The sequence below is a fragment of the Curvibacter sp. GW821-FHT09D12 genome (assembly GCF_059416245.1).
The window spans coordinates 133650-157277 of the sequence record NZ_JBWKOU010000012.1 but is presented as its reverse complement, the minus strand read 5'-3'; the positions used below and the strand labels follow the sequence as shown (position 1 = coordinate 157277).

General features: G+C 63.8%; 19 protein-coding genes. 13 read left to right on the top strand and 6 right to left on the bottom strand.

The features are described 5' to 3' along the window. Positions 1-3: 3 nt before the first annotated feature. The 4 genes from fliI to fliF are packed head-to-tail and all read right to left on the bottom strand — an operon-like array spanning position 4 to position 4829. Positions 4-1380 (bottom strand): flagellar protein export ATPase FliI, encoded by a 1377-nt coding sequence (gene fliI / locus AC07PT_RS19565; protein ID WP_494657797.1) that lies wholly within the window; start codon positions 1378-1380, stop codon positions 4-6. Positions 1381-1411: 31 nt separating this feature from the next. Then, positions 1412-2134, bottom strand: a complete 723-nt coding sequence (locus AC07PT_RS19560) for a FliH/SctL family protein (protein ID WP_494657788.1) — start codon at positions 2132-2134, stop codon at positions 1412-1414. Further along, positions 2115-3110 carry a flagellar motor switch protein FliG gene (gene fliG, locus AC07PT_RS19555; protein ID WP_492349180.1) on the bottom strand — a complete coding sequence of 332 codons (996 nt, stop codon included), beginning with the start codon at positions 3108-3110 and terminating at the stop codon, positions 2115-2117. The genes AC07PT_RS19560 and fliG overlap by 20 nt, the downstream gene beginning before the upstream one ends. Positions 3111-3134: 24 nt before the next feature. After that, a complete protein-coding gene (gene fliF / locus AC07PT_RS19550; RefSeq protein ID WP_494657787.1) occupies positions 3135-4829 on the bottom strand; it encodes a flagellar basal-body MS-ring/collar protein FliF in 1695 nt (564 codons plus the stop codon). A gap of 169 nt (positions 4830-4998) precedes the next feature. On the opposite strand from fliF, the gene fliE reads away from it, so the two are divergent. After that, entirely contained in the window at positions 4999-5331 is a 333-nt protein-coding gene (gene fliE, locus AC07PT_RS19545; protein ID WP_492349182.1) for a flagellar hook-basal body complex protein FliE, read from the top strand. A 129-nt stretch (positions 5332-5460) separates the two neighbouring features. On the opposite strand, the gene AC07PT_RS19540 is transcribed toward fliE, so the two are convergent. Together AC07PT_RS19540 and fliS are read right to left on the bottom strand one after the other, a co-directional pair. Beyond that, complete coding sequence (locus tag AC07PT_RS19540) at positions 5461-5763, bottom strand: flagellar protein FliT (protein WP_492349183.1); 303 nt, start codon at positions 5761-5763, stop codon at positions 5461-5463. Positions 5764-5781: 18 nt separating this feature from the next. Further along, a complete protein-coding gene (gene fliS / locus AC07PT_RS19535) occupies positions 5782-6171 on the bottom strand; it encodes a flagellar export chaperone FliS (RefSeq protein ID WP_492349184.1) in 390 nt (129 codons plus the stop codon). 375 nt (positions 6172-6546) lie between these two features. Between fliS and AC07PT_RS19530 the strand changes: the two genes are divergently transcribed. From AC07PT_RS19530 to AC07PT_RS19475, 12 genes are all read left to right on the top strand, one after another. Then, positions 6547-7395, top strand: a complete 849-nt coding sequence (locus AC07PT_RS19530) for a flagellin N-terminal helical domain-containing protein (protein ID WP_494657786.1) — start codon at positions 6547-6549, stop codon at positions 7393-7395. Positions 7396-7534: 139 nt separating this feature from the next. Then, complete coding sequence (gene fliD / locus AC07PT_RS19525; protein ID WP_494657785.1) at positions 7535-8974, top strand: flagellar filament capping protein FliD; 1440 nt, start codon at positions 7535-7537, stop codon at positions 8972-8974. Between the two features lie 292 nt (positions 8975-9266). Continuing rightward, positions 9267-10118, top strand: coding sequence for a flagellin N-terminal helical domain-containing protein (locus AC07PT_RS19520; protein WP_494657784.1), 852 nt, complete (start codon positions 9267-9269; stop codon positions 10116-10118). Positions 10119-10367: 249 nt separating this feature from the next. Continuing rightward, entirely contained in the window at positions 10368-14003 is a 3636-nt protein-coding gene (locus AC07PT_RS19515) for a glycosyltransferase (RefSeq protein ID WP_494657783.1), read from the top strand. Positions 14004-14123: 120 nt separating this feature from the next. Further along, positions 14124-14894: a glucose-1-phosphate cytidylyltransferase gene (gene rfbF / locus AC07PT_RS19510; RefSeq protein ID WP_492349189.1), complete on the top strand. Its 771-nt coding sequence runs from the start codon at positions 14124-14126 to the stop codon at positions 14892-14894. Further along, a complete protein-coding gene (gene rfbG, locus AC07PT_RS19505; RefSeq protein ID WP_494657782.1) occupies positions 14879-15946 on the top strand; it encodes a CDP-glucose 4,6-dehydratase in 1068 nt (355 codons plus the stop codon). Before rfbF ends, rfbG begins: the two co-directional genes overlap by 16 nt. Then, the gene (gene rfbH, locus AC07PT_RS19500; protein WP_494657781.1) at positions 15943-17307 is read left to right on the top strand and encodes a lipopolysaccharide biosynthesis protein RfbH; all 1365 of its coding nucleotides are present in this window, start codon (positions 15943-15945) and stop codon (positions 17305-17307) included. The genes rfbG and rfbH overlap by 4 nt, the downstream gene beginning before the upstream one ends. 10 nt (positions 17308-17317) lie before the next feature. Next, positions 17318-18562: a methyltransferase domain-containing protein gene (locus tag AC07PT_RS19495; protein WP_494657780.1), complete on the top strand. Its 1245-nt coding sequence runs from the start codon at positions 17318-17320 to the stop codon at positions 18560-18562. Further along, on the top strand, positions 18559-20340 hold the full coding sequence (locus AC07PT_RS19490; protein ID WP_494657779.1) for a thiamine pyrophosphate-binding protein: 1782 nt from the start codon (positions 18559-18561) through the stop codon (positions 20338-20340). The genes AC07PT_RS19495 and AC07PT_RS19490 overlap by 4 nt, the downstream gene beginning before the upstream one ends. A gap of 12 nt (positions 20341-20352) precedes the next feature. Next, complete coding sequence (locus AC07PT_RS19485) at positions 20353-21459, top strand: FkbM family methyltransferase (protein ID WP_494657778.1); 1107 nt, start codon at positions 20353-20355, stop codon at positions 21457-21459. Continuing rightward, entirely contained in the window at positions 21449-22555 is a 1107-nt protein-coding gene (locus AC07PT_RS19480; RefSeq protein ID WP_494657776.1) for an N-acetylneuraminate synthase family protein, read from the top strand. The genes AC07PT_RS19485 and AC07PT_RS19480 overlap by 11 nt, the downstream gene beginning before the upstream one ends. Positions 22556-22575: 20 nt before the next feature. Continuing rightward, entirely contained in the window at positions 22576-23628 is a 1053-nt protein-coding gene (locus AC07PT_RS19475; protein WP_494657775.1) for an NAD-dependent epimerase/dehydratase family protein, read from the top strand.

Here is a 23628-nt window from a genome sequence, read left to right as displayed (position 1 = left end):
GGGTCAGGGGTTGATCTGCAGGCCCAGGCTGGCGGCCATTTGGTCCAGCGCCTGCTGCAAATTGACGGCCTCGTGCATGTCCTGCTGCAAAAAGCTGGCCATGCCCCGCTGCAACTGAATGGCTTCGTCCAGATCGGGATCACTGCCTTGCACATAGGCACCGACCTGGATCAGATCGCGGCTCTTCTGATAGCGCGAATACATCGCCTTGAAGCGCCGGGCCACCTCGATGTGGATCGGGCTGACCACGTTGTGCATCACCCGCGATGCCGATTGCTCGATGTCGATGGCAGGGTAGTGGCCGGCCTCGGCCAGGGTGCGGGACAACACAATGTGACCATCCAGAATGGCCCGGGCTGCATCGGCGATCGGGTCCTGCTGATCGTCCCCTTCGGACAGCACCGTGTAGAAAGCCGTGATCGACCCCACACCATTGAGACCATTGCCACTGCGCTCCACCAACTGGGGCAGCTTGGCGAAACACGAAGGGGGGTAGCCCTTGGTAGCCGGCGGTTCGCCGATGGCGAGCGCAATCTCGCGCTGCGCCATCGCATACCGGGTGAGGGAATCCATCAACAACAGAACGTGCTTGCCCTTGTCGCGGAAGTGCTCAGCCACCGCGGTGGCGTACGCGGCCCCTTGCATGCGCAGCAGCGGCGGCGCGTCCGCGGGCGCCGCCACCACCACCGAGCGAGCACGGCCATCGTCGCCCAGGATGTCCTCGATGAACTCCTTCACTTCGCGCCCACGCTCGCCGATCAACCCAACCACGATGACGTCAGCCTGGGTGTAGCGGGCCATCATGCCCAGCAGCACACTCTTGCCCACGCCCGAACCCGCAAACAAGCCCAGCCGCTGGCCACGCCCCACGGTCAGCAAGGCATTGATGGCGCGCACGCCCGTGTCCAACGGCTCCCGCACGGGGTCGCGGTCCATGGCATTGATCTGACGCCGGCCCGGGGGTTCGGCCACCACATCGAGCACCGGACCCTGGTGATCCAGGGGCTGGCCTGATGCATCCACCACCCGCCCCAGCAAGCCGTCGCCCAATGGCAGGCGCAGCACGCCCAAGGACAAGGCCGAGGCCGGCAAGGGCTCGTCACCCAAGCGAGGCACAGGCACAAAAGGCAAGGCCGGCGTGACCACCGCACCACTCGACAACCCATGGATGTCACCGGCAGGCATCAGAAACGCGCGCTCGCCCGAGAAGCCCACCACCTCGGCCAACACCGGCTCGGAATCCTTCTGGGTGATCCAGCACTGCGAGCCCACCGGCACGCGGATGCCTGTGGCCTCCAGCACCAGACCGGTCAGCCGTGTCAGGGTGCCACGGCTCTCCAGGGCCATGCCCCGCGAGACCCGCTGACGCAGGTCCTGCATGAAAACGTCCCAGCGCGGCGGGCTGTCGTGCTCAGTCGACATCGGCCACCTCCGCATCATCGGCCCAGGGGCGGTCCAGGCCCAGGTTGGCCACCGCGCGCGCCCAGCGGCGCGCCAGGCTGCCATCCACCTGAGCACCCGCTGCCTCCAGCAGGCAGTCGCCGGGCTGCACGGCGGGATCCGCCACCCATTTGATCTCCACGCTGCCGAATTCACCGGCCGGGGCGTTGGCCAGCACCTCATGGTCGAGCGGGTTCAGCCGGACCACGGCGGTGCGGGCGTCTGCCGACAACAAACCCAGGGCCTCCCGAATCACGGGGCGCAGTGCGCCCGGGTCCTGAGCCAGTTCCCGGCGCACCACCTGGCGGGCCAGCTCACAGGCCACGTCCAGCACGCCCTGCGCCACCACCTGCTCAGCATCGGCGAAGCGCTGCTCCAGCGAGGCCAACAAAGCGTCTATGCGCTGACGCGCCTCGGCCCCCTGCTGGGCAATGTATTCATCAAGGCGGCGCTGGCCCTCAAGCGAGGCCTCCAATCGCCCTTGCTCCAGGCCCTGCTGAAAGCCTTGCTGGTGCGAGTCGTCCAGCATGGCAGGGCTGATCACGGGCTCGGCGGGGGTCTGGGCGGCCAGCATGGCCGCCACGCGCCGGCTTTCATCCACCTCGGTGAACTGCCACTGGGCGACGTCGCCAATCTCCTCGCTTGGGATGAAGCGGGCGTACTGGCGGGAGCGATTAGACGAGTTGGTCGTCACCGCCGCCTCCGATCACGATCTGGCCTTCGTCGGCCAGACGCCGCACGGTCTTGAGAATCTCCTTCTGCTGGGCCTCGACCTCGGACAACCGCATCGGGCCACGGGATTCGAGGTCTTCGCGCAGCGTTTCGGCAGCCCGCGAAGACATGTTTGACAGGAAACGCTCCTTGAGTTCGGGCGCGGCCCCCTTGAGAGCCACGATGAGGGTCTCCGACGCCACTTCCTTGAGCACCATCTGGATGGCCTTGTCGTCGAGCTTCATGACATCGTCGAACACGAACATCTTGTCCATGATCTTCTGGGCCAGGTCGGGGTCATAGCCCCGGATCGACTCGAGCACCGTGCCCTCGACATTGCTGCCCATCAGGTTGATGATTTCGGCCGCCGTCTTGATGCCACCCAGCGAGGTCTTGCGAATCTTGTCGCCGCCAGCCAGCACCTTGAACAACACCTCGTTGAGGTCTTTCAGGGCCGTCGGCTGAATACCCTCCAGGGTGGCGATGCGCAGCACCACCTCGCCGCGCTGGCGCTCGGTCAATTGGGACAGAACGGATGCCGCCTGGTCGTAATCCAGGTGCACCAGAATGGCTGCCACGATCTGCGGGTGTTCGTTGCGCAGCAGCTCGGCCACCGACAAGGGATCCATCCACTTCAGGCTTTCGATGCCAGAGACATCGCCCCCCTGCAAGATGCGATCGATCAGCAACGAAGCCTTGTCGTCGCCCAGGGCACGACGCAGCACGGCCTTCACATAGTCACCCGTGTCGGACACCAGCAGGCTTTGCTGCGCAGCGGCCTCGGTGAACTTGTTGACCACGTCGTCCACCCGGTCGCGCGAGACAGACCGGGTGCGGGCGATGGTCTCGCCCAGTTTTTGCACCTCTTTGGGCGACAGGTGCTTGAACACCTCGGCCGCCTCTTCCTCACCCAGCGACATCAGAAAAATCGCCGCGTCGTTCAGACCTTGTTCGTCCATATCATCTCTCCGAAGAGTGCCTGATCATGCCGGCGCTTCGCCGTTGACCCAGGTCTTGATGATATTAGCCACCGCAATCGGGTTCTGCTTGGCCAATTGGCGGGCATCTTCCAGGCGCAACTGCTCCTTGGTCGGCGGGACCGGCGAGTTGTCCACGACCGGGGCGGCCAGCAATTCAGGCCGGTTGGGCGTCTCGGACTCGATGGCATCCAGTTGGGTCCCTGCCACGGTGGGCACCACCGGCGCCACTTTGGGCGCATTCATGGCCTTCACGGCCGGGCGCACCATGCCCAGCAACACCACCAGGCCAAACAGCACCATGCCCACCGGCCAGGCAAAGCTCTTGGCCAACTCCAGCATCTCAGGCTGCTTCCACAACGGCACCGGCGTATTGTCCGAAGCGATCGCCATGAACGGCGTGTTCATCAGGTTGACGGAATCGCCACGCTCCTTGCTGTAGCCGATCGTGTCGCGCACCAGCGCCGTCATCTGCTCCAACTGCTCAGGCGTCAGTGGCTTGTTCACGGGCTTGCCCTTTTCCTCTGGGCCACTCTGGTAGTTGACCACCACCGCGGCGCTCAGGCGCTTGACGGCGCCCGTGCCGCCCTTGACCACCTTGACGGTCTTGTCCACCTCGTAGTTGGTGACAGACTCCTTCTTGGTGGGGGTGCTGCTGCCAGGGCCCGAGGCGCCCGCCGAAAGGGTCGGCGCAGCGCCGTTGATGGGGGCATTGGCCTGGGCGGCAGGCTGATTGCTGGTGGCACCCGGCACACCGGTGGGTGGGGTGGCGGCGGCACCACTACCGCTTTCCACCACCTGCTGGCTGCGCACGGCGGCCGAATCGGGGGTCTGGTTGGGTTTGTGCAACTCCGAGGTCGATTCGGTCTGCGAAAAATCAATTTCAGCCGTCACCTGGGCCTTGACGTTCTGCCGGCCCACCACAGGCTCCAGGATGTCGATGATGCGCTTGCTGTAAAGCTGCTCGATCTGCTGCACATACTGCAGCTGTTGAACATCGCCACCTGCACCGGCCGCCTCGGGGGTGGCCGACAGCAGCTTGCCGTTGTCATCGATCACGCTCACGGCAGTCGGGTTCATGTCCGGCACGCTGGAAGCCACCAGGTGAACAATGCCGGCCAGTTGTGCACGGTCCAGAATGCGGCCCGGGTAGAGGGTGACCAGCACCGAGGCCGAAGGCTTGAGCTGCTCGCGGAAGAATCCGTTCTGATTGGGCAACGCCAGGTGCACCCGGGCACTCTGGATGGCGGCTACAGCCTGGATCGAGCGGGTCAGCTCCCCTTCCAGACCACGCTGGAAGTTCAGCCGCTCCTGGAACTGGGTCACGCCGAAGCGGTTGCCCTCCATCAACTCAAAGCCGGTCACGGACCCTTTGGGCAGGCCCTGCGAGGCCAGTCGCAGACGCAGGTCGTGCACTCGGTCCGAAGGCACCATGATGGCCCCGCCCCCCTCGGAGTACTTGTAGGGCACATTCATCTGGGCCAGTTGCGCCACCACGGCACCACCATCCTTGTCGCTGAGGTTGGCGTAGAGCACCTTCCAATCGGCCTGACGCGTCATGAAGGTACCGGCCAAGGCCACGACCACCAGCAAGGCAATGCCCAGCGCGAGCTTGATCTTCTGCGACCGATCCAGCTCGGCGAGCTTCTGTGTCCACGATGGGGCCACTGGGGTAGCGTTAATTTCAGCGACGGCAGACATCTTGTTTCCAGGTCAAAGGGGTGGCAATACACCTCAGGTTGGAGCCGATTATTCAGCCAGACCGCCATGCCATCGCCGGGATAAACCAGCTCTTTGGACCTCAATTCAAGGGTCTGCCTCACGGCCAAGCCCCTAACATCGGCGCCAATGATCTCACCGGAGAAGCGCCATGGATCTGCGATTCCCCTCAACCGCCACCCTCAGCCCACTCAGCACCCGCACCCCGCAAATCGGCAAGGCAGCCACCGGTGCGGCAGGCCAGACCTCGTCCACCGGCAGCGCCGGCTTTTCGGGTGAGCTGAGCAACGCCCTCAAATCCGTGAGCGCCGCCCAGAACAAGGCCACCCAGATGCAGCAGGAAGTGCAGATGGAGAACCCCAGTGTCAGCCTGGAAGACACCATGATCGCCATCCAGAAGGCCCAGATCGGCTTTCAGGCCACCATGCATGTGCGCAACCGCATGGTTCAGGCCTACACCGACATCATGAACATGCAGGTCTGAGCACCCCGTCTACACACGCCCCCAAAGCAAAAAGCCCGCTTCGGTGATCGAAGCGGGCTTTTTGCCACGAGGCCCCACGTTCCAGGGCCCCCAGTCGAGGAAGAGGCCCGCCACGGCAGGCCTCCCGCATCAGTGGAGCAGTCGCGAGCCCCCATCCAGCAGGCGCTGGATGTCCGACAGCCGAGGCTCGGCCAGATTGCGGATCAGGGCGTCATTGCGCAGGATGCGCAACATGATCTTCCCCTTCTCACTGCGATCTTCGCAGGCCAGAGGCTCCACCTGGGACTGATGGTGCAATTGCTCGATCAGCACCGCGCAGGCGCCCTCGAGTTGCATGACTTGCTCCCAGTCTTCACGCTGTGCAGCCATCAACATGCGCTGGCTAGCGCCTTCGATGGCCTTGTAGTAATCAAGCAGAGATTGTTGCTGCACGTTATGCCCCCTTGCTATTCAACGTGTTTGAGGTCTGATGGCCTTCCAGGCCTCAGCGACGGGTCGGATCAGTTCGATCACGGATTGGACAGCCTCGGGACTGTTGCTCAAATTGGCCTTGGTCAGTTCAAACACCGCGTAGCTGTAGAGCGAATCCAGGTTCTTGGCCACATCGCCCCCTTCCTTTTCGTTGAGAACACCTCGGAGGCCATCCTGAAGAATCTGGATGGCCTTGTTGAGATACCGGGATTTCTCCTGGATATCGCCGCGGCTCATGGCACCCGAAACCTTCGAGAGGCTGTCCAGCAAGCCGTCAAACAACAGAACCACCAGCTGATGGGGGTCCGCTCCAGTGATACTGGTTTCGACGCCAACACGTTGATAGGCAGATGCAGCTCGGGTACTCACGGGTGTAAACATTCTTTTGGCCTCGCAAATTGTCGCACGGTACAAATGGTGTATCGGCAGCGCAGCCCGGTTCTGAAGGCCTCAATAGCAAGACATTTGGCAGGCTATTCCCAGAGGGGCCCGCAAACCCCGGAACAAGCCGGATTCCCACTCTATATAGAACGATCAAACGCCCGACCAGAGACGCCGGGGCGATGCCCTCCGCACGCAAGATGCCAACTTGTTTGCATCTCCACCCACAAGTAGACCTAAAGTTTTCCCGGCCCGACCCGAAAAACAATGCAACGGGCTTCAAGAAGGGTTCGTTGCCAAGCCTGCGACACCGCAGGTTTGACATCAGCGATAGGCTGATTTTTAACTTGAAGGAGCTTCAAAATGGCAATGACCATCAACACCAACGTCAACTCGCTGACGGCGCAACGCAACGCAGCCACCAATCAGTCGAGCCTGTCCACCTCCATTGCACGCCTGTCTTCGGGTCTGCGCGTCAACAGCGCCAAGGACGACGCGGCCGGCCTGGCCATCGCCACCCGCATGGACGCCCAGGCCCGCGGCATGAGCGTGGCCATCCGCAATGCCAACGACGGCATCTCGATGCTGCAGACCGCTGAAAGCGGCATGCAGACCGTGTCCGACATGCTGCAGCGCATGCGTGAGCTGGCTGTGCAGGCCACCAACTCGACCAACACATCGTCCGACGTGGCCTCGCTGAACCAGGAATACACCCAGCTGGCTTCGGAAATCGGCCGGACCATCAGCGCCGTCCAGTTCAACGGCACTTCGGTGTTGACCACCACGGCCGGCTTCGACTTCCAGGTCGGCGCCAACTCCGGTCAAACCATCACGATCGCCTCGGGCACCCTGAACCTGGACCAAAGCACCAACGTGTCGGCCATCGTGGGCGGCTCCACCAGTGCGCTGACCACAGCCGCTGGCAGCAACAGCTCCAACGCAGCGAACATTGATGCGATTGACAAGGCTCTGCAAACCATCAACGACAGCCGCGCTTCCTTGGGCGCCGCCCAAAGCCGCTTCCAGAACACGGTCAACTTCCTGCAAAGCGCCGTGGAAAACCAGACTGCTGCCAAGGGCCGCATCATGGATGCCGACTTCGCCTCTGAAACGGCCAACCTGAGCCGCGCCCAGATCCTGCAACAGGCCGGCACCGCGATGATCGCCCAAGCCAACCAGTTGCCGCAGGGTGTGTTGTCTCTGCTCCGTTAAGCCTCCTCCCGCTTCAAGTTGAACCTTCGAACCCCGGCATAAGCCGGGGTTTTCTACTGGAGTTGTGGCTTTTCAATTGGAGATTCGCTTGCTAGAGTAGAAGAGCGCAGCCTCTCTGTCTGCACCAGGGGATACCAAAATGACCATTTCTTCACCCGGCATTGGCAGCAATGGCTTGGATGTCAACGGGATCGTGACCAAGCTGGTCGCCGTCGAGAGCCAACCCGTCACCCTGCTGCAGCAAAAGGGCAGCAAAATCCAGAGCACCATCTCGTCTTGGGGCTCGGTCAAGTCACAGCTGTCGGCCATCCAGGACGCTGCTTCGGCCTTGCTGGACAAGACCACCTGGGCCTCACGCACCGTCAGCTCCAGCAACAGCAGCGCCGTAACCGGGTCCGTGACCACAGGCGCACTGGCCGGCAACTACAGCGTGTCGGTCACCCAGTTGGCGCAATCGCAAACCACCTTGTCCAGCGGCATCACCTCCGGCAGTGCCTTCGGCTCGGACGGACGACTGGACATCCAGGTCGGAACCTGGAACGGCAACACCTTCACTCAGGGCAGCGGCTCCACCGTGAGCGTCACAGTGAACGCCACCGACACCCTGAGCGACATTGCGACCCGCATCAATGGCTCCAACTCTGGCGTCAGTGCCTCGGTCGTCACCTCGGGCGGCCAGGACAAGCTGGTCGTGCGCGGTGCGAACACCGGCGAGAGCAATGGTTTTCAAATCCAGGCCTTTGACAGCACCGGCACGGCCATCACCGATGGCAGCACAGGCACGGGCAAGCTGGCCTATGCCAGCACCGGTAGCGCCATCGTTGGCATGGGCTTGTCACAGGCGGCCAAGAATTCAGCCGCCACCGTGGACGGCGTGGCCGTGAGTTCGGCCAACAACCAGATCACCGGCGCAGTCACCGGGTTGACCCTCAATCTGCAGCAGGTCACCACCTCGCCCGTCACCATGAGCGTGGCGGCAGACACCACGACCACCACCAACAAGGTCAATGCCTTCGTGACCGCCTACAACCAGGCGATCGCGGCCATGCGCAACCTCACCAAGTACGACCCCGGCACCAAGACGGCCTCCCCCCTGCAGGGCGACAGCACGGCCATCGGCCTGCAAAATGCCTTGCGCCAGATGGTGGTGGGCAACGGCCCGGCCAGCAGCAGCTACAGCAGCCTCAGCGCCGTGGGCATCTCCATGCAGCAAGACGGCACACTGTCGGTCAACAGCTCCAAACTGAGTACCGCCATCACGACCAACCCCAGCAGCCTGGAGTCCCTGTTTGACGCCAACGGCGGCAGCACCACCACCAACGGCATTGCCCGCCGCATCCGAGACTTCGCCATGGCGGCCAACAACGTGGGCGGCACCGTCAACAATCGCACCACGGCACTGCAGACCGCCTTGAGCCGCAACAGTGACGACGTGACCAAGGCGCAGGACCGGATCGCCGTGATCCAGGCCCGCCTGTACAAGCAATACAACGCCCTGGACACCAACCTGACCAGCCTCAACAGCCTCAGCAGCCTGGTGAACCAGCAGATCACCACCTGGAACAAATCGTCCGCCTGACCCCGGCTCCACCCCCCTTCTCCAGCCACGGCGGCAACAGCCCGCCTGCGCTTCGCTTCTTCAGCCCCATCGCCCGATCTGCCCCAGGCGACGTGTGGACCATGCCCTCAGCAGACGCCGACATCCGGTAAAAGTCCTGAACTGAGCGGCCAGAAGCCCGCTTATTCAGCCTTCTGTTTTTCGCCCAAGCCGAATAATTTTCCTAACACTCGGCTGGGATCGGTCGCTGTATTTCGTACAGACATCGCACCGTGTGGATCGTTCATCTTGCATTCATTGAAGGAGCCGTCCCATGGCAATGACCATCAACACCAACATCAACTCACTGAACGCCCAGCGCAATGCTTCGGCCACCCAGATGAGCCTGTCCACCTCGATCCAGCGCCTGTCCTCAGGTCTGCGCGTCAACAGCGCCAAGGACGACGCGGCCGGCCTGGCCATCGCCACCCGCATGGACGCCCAGGCCCGCGGCATGAGCGTGGCCATCCGCAATGCCAACGACGGCATCTCGATGCTGCAGACCGCTGAAAGCGGCATGCAGACCGTGTCCGACATGCTGCAGCGCATGCGTGAGCTGGCTGTGCAGGCCACCAACTCGACCAACACATCGTCCGACGTGGCCTCGCTGAACCAGGAATACACCCAGCTGGCTTCGGAAATCGGCCGGACCATCAGCGCCGTCCAGTTCAACGGCACCTCGATCCTGACCACCACCGGCAGCTATGACTTCCAGGTGGGTGCCAACTCGGGCCAGACCATCACCGTTGCGTCGGGTACGCTCAACCTTGACCAGGCCGGCAACGTGTCTGCCGTCTTCGGCGGCACCACCAGCGCGCTGACCACAGCGGCCGGCAGCAACAGCTCCAACGCGGCGAACATCGATGCCATCGACAAGGCGCTGCAGACCATCAACGACAGCCGCGCCCAACTCGGTGCCGCCCAGAGCCGCTTCCAGAACACCATCACATTCTTGCAAAGCGCCGTGGAAAACCAGACCGCTGCCAAGGGCCGGATCATGGATGCCGACTTCGCCACGGAAACCTCGAATCTGAGCCGTGCCCAGATCCTGCAGCAGGCAGGCACCGCCATGATTGCCCAGGCCAACCAGTTGCCGCAACAGGTTCTGTCCCTGCTGAAGGGCTGAGTCTCGATCACCCTCCGGGTGATTGAGACCTGGATCCTCACCAGATCCCCCCCTGCCCCTTCCAGAACACCATGCGCCACGCCCCTGACTGCCGGTGCACCAAGGCAAGCTTAAACTCACCAGCCAAGGCTGCGAGAATTGCCTGGCCACCCGCAGGCCGGCTCACCGCCTCATGGATGCCAGCCAGTTGCCTTGACGAACGCCTTGCCCAGGCTGCCCATGGGCTCAAGCAGAAAGTGTTCACCCACCATGCATGCGCACGGAACCTCACGCCCCGCCGCCGAAAAGCACCCCTATTACATTGCCACCGCTGATTACGACAGCAGCCAGATCCACATCCGGCAACTGCATCAGTTGTGCCATGAGCTGAACACCCGAGGTTTCGAGGCCTTTGTCTGGGGCGCCAAGACCCTCAATGGTCATTTATGGACCCCCCAACTGTCGCTGGAACAACGGGCGGCGCACTACAAGGCGGGCAAAAAGCCCGTCTGGATCCATCTCGCTTTCGACAAGATACTGCGCCAGCAATCACACTGGACGCTGGCCTACACCCCCGAAATCCATGCCAGCGAAAAGACACAGCTCGGCAAGGGTCGCATCGAGTTCGCCCAGGGCGACAAGGCCGCCAGCATCACCCTGCCCCTGGCGCTGCCCTGGGTGGACAGCACGGTGTTCGCCCCCGCGGCGATGCGGCCCGACGGTCCTGCCCTGGTCTATGCCGACAAGTACCTGAAAGCCGGTGGCAGTCTGCAGGACAGCCATGCCCATCTGGAAAACCTGGGCGCCCCCTCCAGCGGGTATGCAAAAGCTGAAGATCGTGCCGAGATCCTGCGCTCAGCCAGCCGAATCTACTGTTATGAGGCCGGGGTCATCACCGCGGAGGCCCTGCTGTGCGGTTGTCCCGTCGTCTACATCCAGAATGACCGCACCTTGGCCCTGCCGGCCGCCTCTCCCTGGTTGAGCCTGGCCACGGCCTGGGGTGACAACGCGGCCGAAATGGCCAAAGCGCAACACGAGCTTGCGGGCTACCAACAACAACACCTCGCCAATTTCCGCGACAGCGCAGTCGAACTCGATCGCTTCATCGAAGACACCCAGCGTGCACTGAGAGACATGCCATTCGAGGCCGCTTGGTCAGAAGAGTCTGTCACCCTGATGGGTGAACTCGTGATCGATGGCAAGGACCTGGCCAAACATGCCGACCAGTCCAAATACATCCGCTTGCAGCGTCAATTTCAAAGCTGGAGCAAACGCAGCACCCTGCGGGAGATCGACGGCGAGATTTATGCCGAACACGTGACCCGTGGCGATCTGCCCGCCCTGGCCGTCTACGTCTATGTTCGAAAAGGCGACCTGGACGGCCTGGCCCAAACCCTGGACAGCCTGGAGCAGAACTTCTATCAGGCCAGCCAGTTGCACATCCTGGCTGACTTTGAATGCCCGATCAGTCCTGCCGACCTGGGCCCTCAGTGCGTTTGGCACCAGTTGCCGGCCCAACACGACCCTTTCGGGCACGCATTACCGCAATGGCTGTTGCTGATGGAATCCGGCACCACACTGGCGCCCCACGCACTGGTCGAGTTTGCACTGGCGGCCAAAGCGCCAGAGGCCCGGCTGGTCTATGCCGACGAGGCCTTCATCGCTTCCAATGGGCTTGAAACACCTCATTTCAAACCCGACCTGAACATCGAGTGGCTTCGCAGCACCAATTACCTGGGTTCTGCCGTGGCCGTGCGCTCGGCTGATTGGCGCCAGCATGGGCAAATGCTGGATTTCGATCACATCTACGGCCTGGCGCTGAACCTGTCGTCCAGCAAAGTCAGCATCCGCCACGTCGATACCGTGCTGCTCAAGAGCGATGGTCATGTGTCGCCAGCCCGTGAACTGGCCGAACTGCAGCAACTGCAAGCCCACCTGAACAACCAGTCATTGCCCGCGCGCGTGCAGGCCCAGAAGATTGCCGGATGCCGGCAACTCGACTACCAGGGCCAACAGCCACGACGCGTCTCGGTGATCATTCCGACCGGGTACCAACTCGGCTACCTGCGCTGTCTGCTGAGTTCATTGCAGCTCTATGCCGAGCCGGAACTGCACGAGATCATTCTGGTCACCCAGCCTGAACACGAGGCCGCGGCACACAACGCGGCGACATCGGTCACTTTGCCAGTCCCGCTGCACGTGGTGTCCACCCCGGCGGGCCCTTACCAACACGGCGTGGCCCTGAACACCGGGGCCGCGATGGCCACCGGCAACGTGCTGCTGTTCGCCGATGATGACACCGAGGCCATCCAGCGCCCCTGGCTGAGCAGCCTGACGGCCTACCTGGACCAAGCCGATGTCGGGTGCGTGGCCCCACGCCTGGTATTGCAAATAGGGGACAAACCCACCTTGCAGAGCGGCCCGATGACCCTGGGTATCGGCGATTGGGCCGCTTGCTACAACGGCGAGCGTCGCTTGCTGGACGAGCAGGGCGTCTTCTCTCGCCTGCAGACATCGCAGGACGTGTCCACCGTGGCGGGGCACTTCTTCCTGCTGCAGCGCACTCTGTGGCAGACGCTCGGCGGCTTCAACACCGACGACTGCCACACCTTCACCACGGTGCATGATTTCTGCATCCGTGCCAGCCAGGCCGGGTATCGGCACATCTGGACCCCGGTCAGCAGCGTGCTGCACCAGGGCGGCAAGACGGTGGAGGCACTGGGTCGTGAAGCCGGCCGCGCTTACGAGATCAAGTCAGCGGCGCTGCGCGAAAAGCAGTCTTTCCTGACCCGTTGGGTCAAGCACATCGCCCAGGACAAAGGCTACAACCGGCACCTGTCATTGCAGACCCCTTACGACGTCGAAGCGGATCTGGTGGTCGACTGGATGAGTTCGCGCAAGGACAGGCCACGGGCCATGGCCTTCCCCATCTCAAGCGGCTCGGGCCAGTACCGGGTGGTCGAGCCCCTGAACGCACTGCAGCACGCGGGCCTGGCGCAGTCGTGCATCGTGTTTCCGGTCACCCACAGCCTGTACCGCACCCCGACGGCGCTTGAGATCACGCGAGTGAACCCGGACCGCATGATTGTTCAGCACTCGATCGGTGACGCCCATCTGCAACTGCTGCGCGACTACCGCAAGACCAACCCGGACCTGTTCACCATCCAGACGGTGGACGACCTGTTCCACGACCTGCCGCAAAAGCACCACCTGCACAATTACCACCAGCGTGAAGGCTATGTGCGCATGCGCGAGGCCATGAGCCTGTGCGACCGCGTGATCGTCTCCACCCAGCCCCTGGTCGACGTCTACGGGGACTATTGCCGCGACGTGCGCGTGATGCCCAACTGCCTTGATGACCGCGTGTGGGGTGAGTTCTACAAGACGCCCACGCCACGTTCACGCCTGCGCGTGGGCTGGGCCGGCGCAGCGCAGCATCTGGGCGATCTGGAAATGATCGGCGAGGTCGTGGCCCGGTTCAAGGACGAGGTCGACTGGATCTTCATGGGCATGTGCCCCGACAGCCTGCGCCCGTACATCAAGGAGTACCACCCCTTCGTGTCGTACGTGGACTACCCCGCCAAGCTGGCCTCGCTGGACCTCGACATCGCGATCGCCCCGCTGGAGGACAACCCGTTCAACCGCTGCAAGAGCAACCTGCGCCTGTTGGAGTACGGCGCCATGGGCTGGCCAGTGGTGTGCTCGGACGTCTACCCCTTCCGCACCGCCAATCCGCCTGTGCTGCACGTGCCCAACGAGAAAGAGGCCTGGATCGAATCCGTGCGGCGTCTGATCGACGACAGCACGCTGCGCCATCAGATGGGCCAGCAATTGAATCAGTGGGTGCGCGAAAACTTCTACTTGTCCAAAAACACGGACAAATGGTTTTCAGCCATTTTTGATTGACCCATTTGCACGGGGAATCCGCCCCTCCATTCGGAACGAAGTCTGGAAGGGCCCCCTAGAATTGATCAAAGCGCTGCCGCGGCGGCGCTCTTCAATTTCCATCTGCCTGGAGCATCCGACATGAAAGCAGTCATCCTGGCCGGCGGTTTGGGCACCCGCATCAGCGAAGAGACGCTGACCCGCCCCAAACCGATGATCGGCATAGGCGGCAAGCCCATCCTCTGGCACATCATGAAGATGTACTCCAGCCACGGCATCCATGATTTTGTGATCTGCTGCGGCTACATGGGTTATGTGATCAAGGAGTACTTCGCCAACTACTTCCTGCACACCTCAGACGTCACCTTTGACATGACGACCAACCAGATGGAAATCCACGAACACCATGCCGAGCCCTGGCGCGTGACGCTGGTGGACACAGGCGATACCACCCAGACCGGGGGGCGCATCCGGCGCATCCGCCGCTATGTCGAAAACGAGCCCTTCTTCTGCATGACCTACGGCGACGGCGTGTCCGACATCGACATCAGCGCCGAGATCGCCTTTCACCGCAGCCATGGCAAGCTGGCCACCGTGGCCGCCGTGGCCCCGCCGGGCCGCTTCGGCACCCTGGAGATCACCGATGGCCAGGTGCAGGCGTTCACCGAAAAGCCCCTGGGTGATGGCAACCTGATCAACGGGGGCTTTTTTGTGCTCTCCCCCCAGGTGCTGGACCTGATCGACGGCGATGAATCCATCTGGGAAGACAAGCCTGTGAACGCCCTGGTGCGCCAGCAGCAACTGGCCGCCTACCAACACACCGGCTTCTGGCGCCCCATGGACACGCTGCGCGACAAGACCTACCTCGAAGAACTGTGGGCCAGTGGAGCCGCGCCGTGGAAGAAGTGGTGAACCCCGGCTTTTGGGCTGGCAAACGCGTCTTTCTGACCGGCCACACCGGTTTCAAGGGCGGTTGGCTCAGCCTGTGGCTTCAGGCCATGGGTGCCGAGGTCTGGGGCTTTTCCCTCCCCCCAGCGACCTCGGTCAATCTGTTTGAAGTGGGCTCGGTGGCCCAAGGCATGCATTCCACCTTCGGGGACATCCGCCACCTCGAGGCCCTGAGCCAGGCCATGGCCCAGGCCCGACCGGACGTGGTGCTGCACCTCGCCGCACAGGCCCTGGTGCCCCTGTCGTACGAGCAGCCGCTGGACACCTTCTCCACCAACGTGATGGGCACGGCCAACGTGCTGGAGGCCGTGCGCCGCACGCCGGGCGTGCGGGCGGTGGTGGCCATCAGCAGCGACAAGTGCTACGAGAACCAGGAATGGGTCTGGGGCTACCGTGAAACCGACCCCATGGGCGGATACGACCCCTATTCCGCCAGCAAAGGTTGCACCGAACTGGTGGTGGCCTCTTACCGCCGATCTTTCCTGAACGCGGCCCAGGTGCCCTTGGCCAGTGCCCGGGCCGGCAACGTGATCGGCGGCGGTGACTGGACCCCGACGCGGCTGGTCCCCGATGTGCTCGCGGCTTTCACGGCACAACAGGCGGTAACCTTGCGTCAGCCTGGTGCGATCCGGCCCTGGCAACACGTGCTGGAGCCCCTGAGCGGCTACCTGGCCCTGGCCCAGCGCCTGCACGAGCAAGGCCAGCCCTGGGCCGAGGGCTGGAACTTCGGCCCCCACGAATCAGACGCCCGCACCGTGGGCTGGGTGGTGCAAGAACTGGCGCGCCGCTGGGGCCCGGACGCACGCTGGCAAACCGAGACCCAGGCCCAGCCCCATGAAGCCCACACGTTGAAGCTGGACTGCAGCAAGGCCCACAGCCGCCTGGGCTGGCAGCCCCGCTGGCGGGCCGACACCGCCTTGCAATACACCCTGGACTGGCACCGCGCCTGGCAGACCGGGGCGGACATGCGTCAGCTGACCCTGGACCAAATCACCGAATTCGAAAGCGCCGCATGAGCCTGACCCGACATCAACTGACTGCCGCCGCCGATGGCCAGGTCCAACTCAACCTGCCCGAATTGGCCGGCCAGGCGCTTGAGATCATCGTGCGCCCGGCACGCCCAGCCCCCACGGCCCAGCCCTGGCGCCCTGGCATCGATGCCATCCCGCCCTCGGGCAAAGTGGTCGGCGATCCTGAAAAGAACGCCATGATCGATGCCGCGCTCGACGCGTGGCTGACCACGGGCCGCTTCAACGATGCTTTCGAGAAACGCCTGGCCGATTTTGTGGGCGTCAAGCACGCCCTGACCGTCAACTCGGGCTCCTCGGCCAATCTGGTGGCCTTCTCTACCCTGACCTCGCCACGGCTGGGCATCCGCGCCATCCGACCGGGTGACGAAGTCATCACCGTGGCGGCGGGGTTTCCGACCACCGTCAACCCCATCATCCAGAACGGGGCCGTGCCGGTGTTTGTCGATGCGGTGCTGCCCACCTACAACATCGACGTGTCTCAGCTGGAGGCGGCCCTGTCGCCCCGCACCAAGGCCATCATGATTGCCCATACCCTGGGCAACCCCTTCGATCTCGACGCGGTGTGCGCCTTTGCCCAGGCCCACGGCCTGTGGCTGGTGGAAGACTGCTGCGATGCCCTGGGCTCGACCTGGAAGGGCCGCAAGGTAGGCACCTTCGGGCACCTGGCCACGCTGTCGTTCTACCCGGCGCACCACATCACCATGGGCGAAGGCGGTGCCGTGCTGACCAGCGACCCCGAACTGCGCCAGATTGCGGAATCCTTCCGCGACTGGGGCCGCGACTGCTGGTGCAAGCCCGGCTGCGACAACACCTGCGGCAAGCGTTTCAACTGGCAGTTGGGCAGCCTGCCCGCCGGCTACGACCACAAGTACACCTACAGCCACCTGGGCTACAACCTCAAGATCACCGACATGCAGGCCGCCTGCGGCTTGGCCCAACTGGATCGCCTGGAGGGCTTTGTGCAGGCGCGCAAAGACAACTTCGCCTACCTCAGCGGGCAACTGCAGGACTGCGCCGATCTGCTGGTCCTGCCCGAAGCCACCCCAGGCAGCGCCCCCTCCTGGTTCGGCTTTCCGATCACCCTGCGCCCCGAGGCCGGCCTGAATCGCCAGTACCTGCTGCAATACCTGGACGAGCACCGCATCGGTACCCGCCTTTTGTTTGCCGGCAACCTGATCCACCAGCCTTACATGCAGGATCGCCAGTACCGCGTCGTGGGCTCGCTGAAAAACGCCGACCAGATCATGAACGACACCTTCTGGATCGGCGTCTGGCCAGGGTTGAGCCGCGCGCAGCTCGACTACATGGTGGGCCACCTCAGGCAGGTGCTGGGCCTCAACTTCTGAGCATCAGGCCATGCCCACCCTCGACCGCGCCCCGACATCGCAAGCAGCAGCAGCCCCCGGTGAAGTCACTCCCTGCGCACGGCCCTGCCCGGTCTGTGCCAGCCCTCAGGCGCGTGCCCTCAAGACACTCTCCCTGCCCCAGCCTTCGGGCTCGCCCCTGCCCGGCGGCTACCGGCTGATGGCCTGCGCCCACTGCGATCTGGTGTTTGCCGAGACACCGGCCCCGCAGTCGGCCTACGACCTCTATTACCAACGCTGTGCCAAGTATGGCGGCCCCACCGGCACCGGTGCTGGGCTGCACAGTGCCGACCAAGCCCGGCTGGAACAACTGGCAGACCGCTTGCAGCACTGCCTGCCGCAAGGCCAGGGCCGGGTGCTGGACCTGGGTTGTGGTGCTGGCGGACTGTTGGCGGTGCTGCGGGCACGGGGGCTGTCCCAGGTCGAAGGTCTGGACCCGGATCCCGGCGCGGTGCAAGCGGGCCGGGCCCGAGGCCTTCATCTGCACGAGGGCCTGATCCAGGATGCCGCAACCCTTTGTGCCGGTGAGCGCTACGACCTGATCGTGCTGTCCCATGTGGCCGAGCACCTGCGCGACCTCCAGGGCCTGCCGGCCTTGGCCGAGCTGTTGACGCCCGAAGGCAAGCTCTACATCGAAGTGCCCCACCCGGCGGGTTACGCCTGTGGCGAGCGCCCCCCTTACTACTACTTCGACAGCGAACACATCAACCACTTCAGCGCCCAGGCCTTGGGCCGGCTGCTGGCCCCGGCAGGGCTGCCACTGCACCGTGCCGAGGCCGTGACCCTGACCCTGTCCGATGGCGGCCACTACCCGGCACTGGCCGTGGTCGCCGGCCGGGGAGCCGCCCCCGCACTGCCCCACCAACCCTCGACAGTGCAAGCGATTGAGCGCTACCTGGCCGACTGCGCCCAGGGCACAAGCCGTGTGCCCCAGCCGCCCCTGCCCACACAAGGCCCGGTGCTGGCCTGGGGCGCAGGCTCGTGGGCCCAGCGCCTGCTGGGTCAGGGGCAATTGCCGCGCGACCGCCTGGTGGCGTTTCTCGACAGTGACCCCAACAAACAAGGCCTGCAACTCGACGGCCTGCCCATCCTGGCGCCTGCGCTGGGGCTGCAGCAGTACCCGCAGGCGGCCATCCTCGTCTGTGTGGCCATCGATCCTCAGCAGATTGCCGCCGCCCTGGACAACCTGGCCCCGGGTGCCCGGCAACGACTCCACTTTCTGAGTGAACCGCTATGAACCTCTCCGAACGCATCGCCGACTGGCTGGTCCAGCAAGGCATCACCCAAGTCTTTGCCGTCACGGGCGGTGGCGCCATGTACCTCAACCAGGCCCTGGGGGCGCACCCCGGTCTGCAATGCACCTACCTGCACCACGAACAGGCCTGCGCCATGGCCGCCGAAGGCTATGCCCGCATTGCAGGCAAACCGGCGGTGGTGATGGTGACCACCGGGCCTGGCGGCATCAATGCGCTGAACGGCGTCTTTGGTGCCTACACCGACTCGATTCCCATGCTGGTGATCAGCGGCCAGGTCAAGCGCGCCACCTGCCTGGATTACACGCCCGTCCCTGGTCTGCGCCAACTCGGTGACCAGGAGGGCCCGGTGCTGCAGATGGCCCGCCCGGTGACCAAGCTGGCCGAAGGCGTGGGCAGCCCAGAGGCCTTGATGACGCTGCTGCCGCAAGCCCTGGCCACCGCCGTGGGCGGCCGGCCCGGGCCGGTCTGGCTGGACATTCCACTGGATGTGCAATCGGCCGAATGCGGCCCCATCCCGGCCCCGGTCTTCACGCCGCCACTGCAGCCAGAGACCTTGCAAGCCGATTGCGAGCAGATTGCCCTGCGCCTGGCCCAGGCCCAGCGCCCGCTGATCCTGGCCGGGACAGGCGTACGCCTGGCCCGGGCCGAGCAAGACCTGCTGGCCTTTGCAGAAGCCCACGGCATTCCGGTGGCCACGGCCTGGACCCACGACCTCATCGCCAGCGATCACCCCCTGTTTGCTGGCCGCCCCGGCACCATCGGCACACGCCCCGGCAACTTCTGCCTGCAGGCGGCCGATCTGGTCATCGTGGTGGGTTCGCGGCTGAACATCCGCCAGGTCAGCTACAACTGGGACACTTTCGCCAAGCATGCCTTCGTGGTGCAAGTGGATGTCGATCCCGCCGAGCTGACCAAGCCCCTGGTGCAGGCCGACCTGAAGATCACGGCCGACGCGCACGCTTTCCTGCAATCCCTGCGCACGTGCTGCGAAGGTGGCTTGCCCAGCTATGCGGCCTGGGTCAGTTGGTGCCAGGACATCCGTCGCCGCTACCACCTGGAGGCCCCCAGCGGAACGGGCACCGCCATTCACCCCTATGCAATGGTCGATCGGGTCTGCGCCCAGCTGCGCGACGACGACATCCTGGTCTGCGGCAATGCCTCGGCCTGCATCCTGCCCTTCCAGCTTGCCCAGCTCAAGCCAGGCCAGCGCCTGTTCAGCAATTCGGGCTCGGCCTCCATGGGCTACGACCTGCCCGCCGCCTTGGGTGCGGCCATGGCCGCCCCCCATCGCCGGGTGATTTGCTTCGCCGGCGACGGCAGCCTGCAGATGAACCTGCAAGAGCTGCAAAGCCTCAAGAGCCTGGGTCTGAACGTGCTGGTGGTGGTGATCGACAACGGCGGCTACCTGTCGATACGGCTCACGCACGACAACTTCTTCGGTCGCGTCGTGGGGGCCACGCCGGCCTCGGGTGTGGCCTTCCCAGACTTCGCACGACTGGCCACGGCCTTTGGCTTGCGCACGGTCGACGTGCGCAACAGTGGCGACCTGCCGGCCCTGGACGCAGCCTTGCAACAAGACGGCCCGCAATTGCTGGCCGTGACGGTGGACCCGGAGCCCGGGTTCGAGCCCCGCATCAAGTCGCGCGCCTTGCCCGAGGGGGGGTTTGCCACCCCCGAACTGGATGACATGTTCCCCTTCCTGCCTGCCGAGGAAGTGGCAGCGGTTCGCGCCGAGGCCGCTCGCCTCGTCTCTCATTGAGGGCTCTGACCCATGCAAACAACCTCATTCCCGTCCCTGGATGCTGTGGGTCAGGTGGACCTGGAGACAGTGCGAAAACAGGGGCTTCTGATTTTCGGATACGGCTCGTTCGCCCATGACCTGGCAGCGGCCGCACAGGAAAGCGGCCTGCCGGTGCTGGGCTTTGTCGTTTCAGGCTCGCCTCCTGCAGCGCGCAGTGGCCTGCCGGTCTGGCAGATCAGTCAATTACCCGAGGCCTACAAGGACAAACCCCTTTGGGTCGGGGTCTACAACCACCTCGCCCATTCCGACTACGCGCTGATTGACCAGACCTGTCGCGCGGCTGGATTTGCAGCATCATTTCCTCAGCAGTATTTTGAGGTGGTCGCCGACGCGCTGGGATGGCGTTACTGGCTCACGCCCCGGGCAGATTACGCGGCCCATGCCCACGAATTGAGCACCGCATTCGATCAATTGCACGACGAACCGAGCCGACAAGCCATGGCGCAAACCTTGGCCTTTCGGCTGGGGCAGACCTTGGCAGCGCCCTTGCCCGACGCCGAGGTAACGCACTACTTTCCGGACTTTGCCGTGGCGGCCTGCCAGGCGCGCGAGCAAGGCGCGCAGGTTTTTCTGGACGGGGGCGCCTACAACGGCGACACGCTGGAGGCCGCACTGAGCCAGTTGCCTTTCCAGCAGGTCTATGCCTTTGAGCCAGACCTCGGCAATTACGAGCACCTGGCCCAACGCACCCGGCAGCTGGGGCTCAGGGCCGTCAACTACCCTTGTGGTCTGTCAGGGCGCAACGAACAACTTCGTTTTGCCACGGGCCAGGGCGAAGCCAGCGCGGTCAAGGATGACGGCGACAGCATCATCCAGGTGGTTCGCCTGGACGACTGCCTGCAAAACACCCGTGTGGACTACCTGAAGCTGGATGTCGAGGGACAGGAAATCCCCACCTTGCAGGGGGCCCGGGATTTGATCCTGAAAAGCCGGCCTATTTTGGCCATCGCGGCCTACCATCGCTGGGATGATCTGTGGCGTATACCGGCCTTTGTCGCCGAACTGGCCTTGAACTACAGGCTCGCGTACCGCAGCCACTCCAGAAACTCATTTGACGGGGTTTTTTATGCCTATTAACACCAATCCCAACAGCATTTTCGAAGACCTTTTCATTCTGGAACTCGCCAACAACCACTGGGGGCGGCTGGACCGGGGCCTGCGCATCGTGAACGACTTTGCCCAGGTGGTGCGCTTCAACAATGTGCGTGCGGCCATCAAGCTGCAATTCCGCGAAGTGGACCATTTCATCCACAAGGACTTCCGCGGTCGCGAAGACATCCGCTACATCAAGAAGACCGAGGTCACCAAGCTCAGCAAGGCCGAATACAAGACCCTGACCCGCACCATCAAGGAGCGTGGCTGCATCCCCATGGCCACCGCCTTCGACGAGCGCTCGGTCGATCTGTGCGAAGAACTGGACCTGCCCCTGATCAAGATCGCCAGTTCGGACATCAACGACTGGTTTTTGATCGAGCGCATCGCCGAAACCAAGAAACCCGTGATCGTCTCCACCGGCGGCTCCAGCCAGAAGGACATCGACGACATGGTGACCTTCTTTGCCAACCGCAACATCCCGCTGGCCATCAACCATTGCGTGTCGCTCTACCCCAGCGAAGACGACGAACTGGAGATCAACCAGATCGACTACCTCAAAAAGCTCTACCCCAAGAACGTGATCGGGTTCTCCACGCACGAGTACACCGACTGGACCTCGTCCATGCTGCTGTCCTTTGCCAAGGGCGCGCGCACCTGGGAACGCCACATCGACATCGAGGAAGGGGGCATTCCGGTCTCGCCCTACTGCTCGCTGCCGCACCAGATCGACGCCTGGTTCAAGGCCTACCACAAGGCTGTGGCCATGTGCGGCGGTTCAGGCCAATCCAAGCGCCTGCCCAAGAAAAAGGAAACCGAGTACCTGGATGGGCTGGTGCGCGGGGTCTACGTCAAACGTGACCTGCCGGCCGGCTACGAATTCAAGCACCCGGGCAATGAAGAGGACTTCTACCTCGCCATTCCGCTGCAAAAAGGCCAGCTCTCCTGCCGCGAAACCATGAACGGCCTGAAGCTGACCCGCCCTGTCTCGCGTGACTCGGCCCTGACCATCGACGACGTGGACAGCCCCTACGCCCAGCACGAGTCCCTGCGCCAGGCCATTTACGACCGAGGCCTCTGACCCCCGGCAACGGCTGTCCCGTGAGCAAGCCCTACCCCGCCCCCGGCCTGCCCGCCATCCAGGGGCGGCTGGCCCAATTGCTGCCGCACCTGGACGCCTCGGCACTGGACGGCAAGACCCTGTTCATCACGGGGGGCACCGGCTTTTTCGGCTATTGGCTGCTCAGCCTGCTGGATCTCCTGCAGCAGCGCGGACACCGGTTTCAGGTGCGACTGCTTACGCGCGACCCGAAGCGTTTCCAGACGGTGGCCCCCTTCTTTGCAAACCAAGCCTGGATCGAAACCATCACCGGTGACGCGCGCCACTTCACGGACACGCGGCCCGCCGATTGGTTGATCCATGCTGCCACAGACACCCATGCCCAGGCCCACACCCGGCCGCTGTCCATCATGGACGATGTGCTGCTCGGCACGCGCAACACCTTGCAGCAGGCCCTGGCCCAGGGGGTGAAACGGGCGCTGTTCGTCAGCTCTGGTGCGGTCTATGGCCCGGCCGCGCGTGCCAGCAGCCACACGGCTGAGGCGACCCCGCTGCAGCGCAGCCTGGACCAGCCCGACCCCTATGGCGAAGCCAAGGCCACGGCCGAGTTGTGGTGCCAGCACTTTGGCCAGGCCCACGGCCTGTGCATTCCGGTGGCGCGCTGTTTCGCCTTTGTAGGCGCAGGCCTGGATCTCGAAGGGCACTTCGCGATCGGCAACTTCATCCGCGATGGTCTGGCCGGTCAAGGCGTGCGGGTACAAGGCGACGGCACGCCGGTGCGCAGCTACCTCTATGGGGCCGACCTGGCCGTGTGGTTGCTGCAGATGTTGCTGCACGGTGAGCACGGCCGCGCCTACAACGTCGGATCAGACCAGGCCATCACCATTGAACAACTGGCCCGCCTGATCAACCACCAGCTCAGCCCCGGCCAATCCGTCACGCTGGCGCGCCAAGCTGTCGACAACCCTCTTCGCTCCTGCTATGTGCCCGCCATCGAACGCGCCCGTCAGGAGCTCAAGCTGGATGTCTGGACCCCGCTGGCCCAGGCCATTGCGGGCACGGCCGACCCCAGCCAGCCTCTTGCCCAGGATTGA

Bases quoted from the DNA above. Each gene is read 5' to 3' on its own strand.
- AC07PT_RS19480 (WP_494657776.1), top strand. From the start codon at position 21,449: ATGCCTATTAACACCAATCCCAACAGCATTTTCGAAGACCTTTTCATT.
- AC07PT_RS19495 (WP_494657780.1), top strand. From the start codon at position 17,318: ATGCCCACCCTCGACCGCGCCCCGACATCGCAAGCAGCAGCAGCCCCC.
- fliE (WP_492349182.1), top strand. From the start codon at position 4,999: ATGGATCTGCGATTCCCCTCAACCGCCACCCTCAGCCCACTCAGCACC.
- AC07PT_RS19485 (WP_494657778.1), top strand. From the start codon at position 20,353: ATGCAAACAACCTCATTCCCGTCCCTGGATGCTGTGGGTCAGGTGGAC.
- AC07PT_RS19520 (WP_494657784.1), top strand. From the start codon at position 9,267: ATGGCAATGACCATCAACACCAACATCAACTCACTGAACGCCCAGCGC.
- rfbH (WP_494657781.1), top strand. From the start codon at position 15,943: ATGAGCCTGACCCGACATCAACTGACTGCCGCCGCCGATGGCCAGGTC.
- fliF (WP_494657787.1), bottom strand. From the start codon at position 4,829: ATGTCTGCCGTCGCTGAAATTAACGCTACCCCAGTGGCCCCATCGTGG.
- AC07PT_RS19490 (WP_494657779.1), top strand. From the start codon at position 18,559: ATGAACCTCTCCGAACGCATCGCCGACTGGCTGGTCCAGCAAGGCATC.
- fliD (WP_494657785.1), top strand. From the start codon at position 7,535: ATGACCATTTCTTCACCCGGCATTGGCAGCAATGGCTTGGATGTCAAC.
- fliG (WP_492349180.1), bottom strand. From the start codon at position 3,110: ATGGACGAACAAGGTCTGAACGACGCGGCGATTTTTCTGATGTCGCTG.
- AC07PT_RS19530 (WP_494657786.1), top strand. From the start codon at position 6,547: ATGGCAATGACCATCAACACCAACGTCAACTCGCTGACGGCGCAACGC.
- AC07PT_RS19515 (WP_494657783.1), top strand. From the start codon at position 10,368: ATGCATGCGCACGGAACCTCACGCCCCGCCGCCGAAAAGCACCCCTAT.
- fliI (WP_494657797.1), bottom strand. From the start codon at position 1,380: ATGCAGGACCTGCGTCAGCGGGTCTCGCGGGGCATGGCCCTGGAGAGC.
- rfbF (WP_492349189.1), top strand. From the start codon at position 14,124: ATGAAAGCAGTCATCCTGGCCGGCGGTTTGGGCACCCGCATCAGCGAA.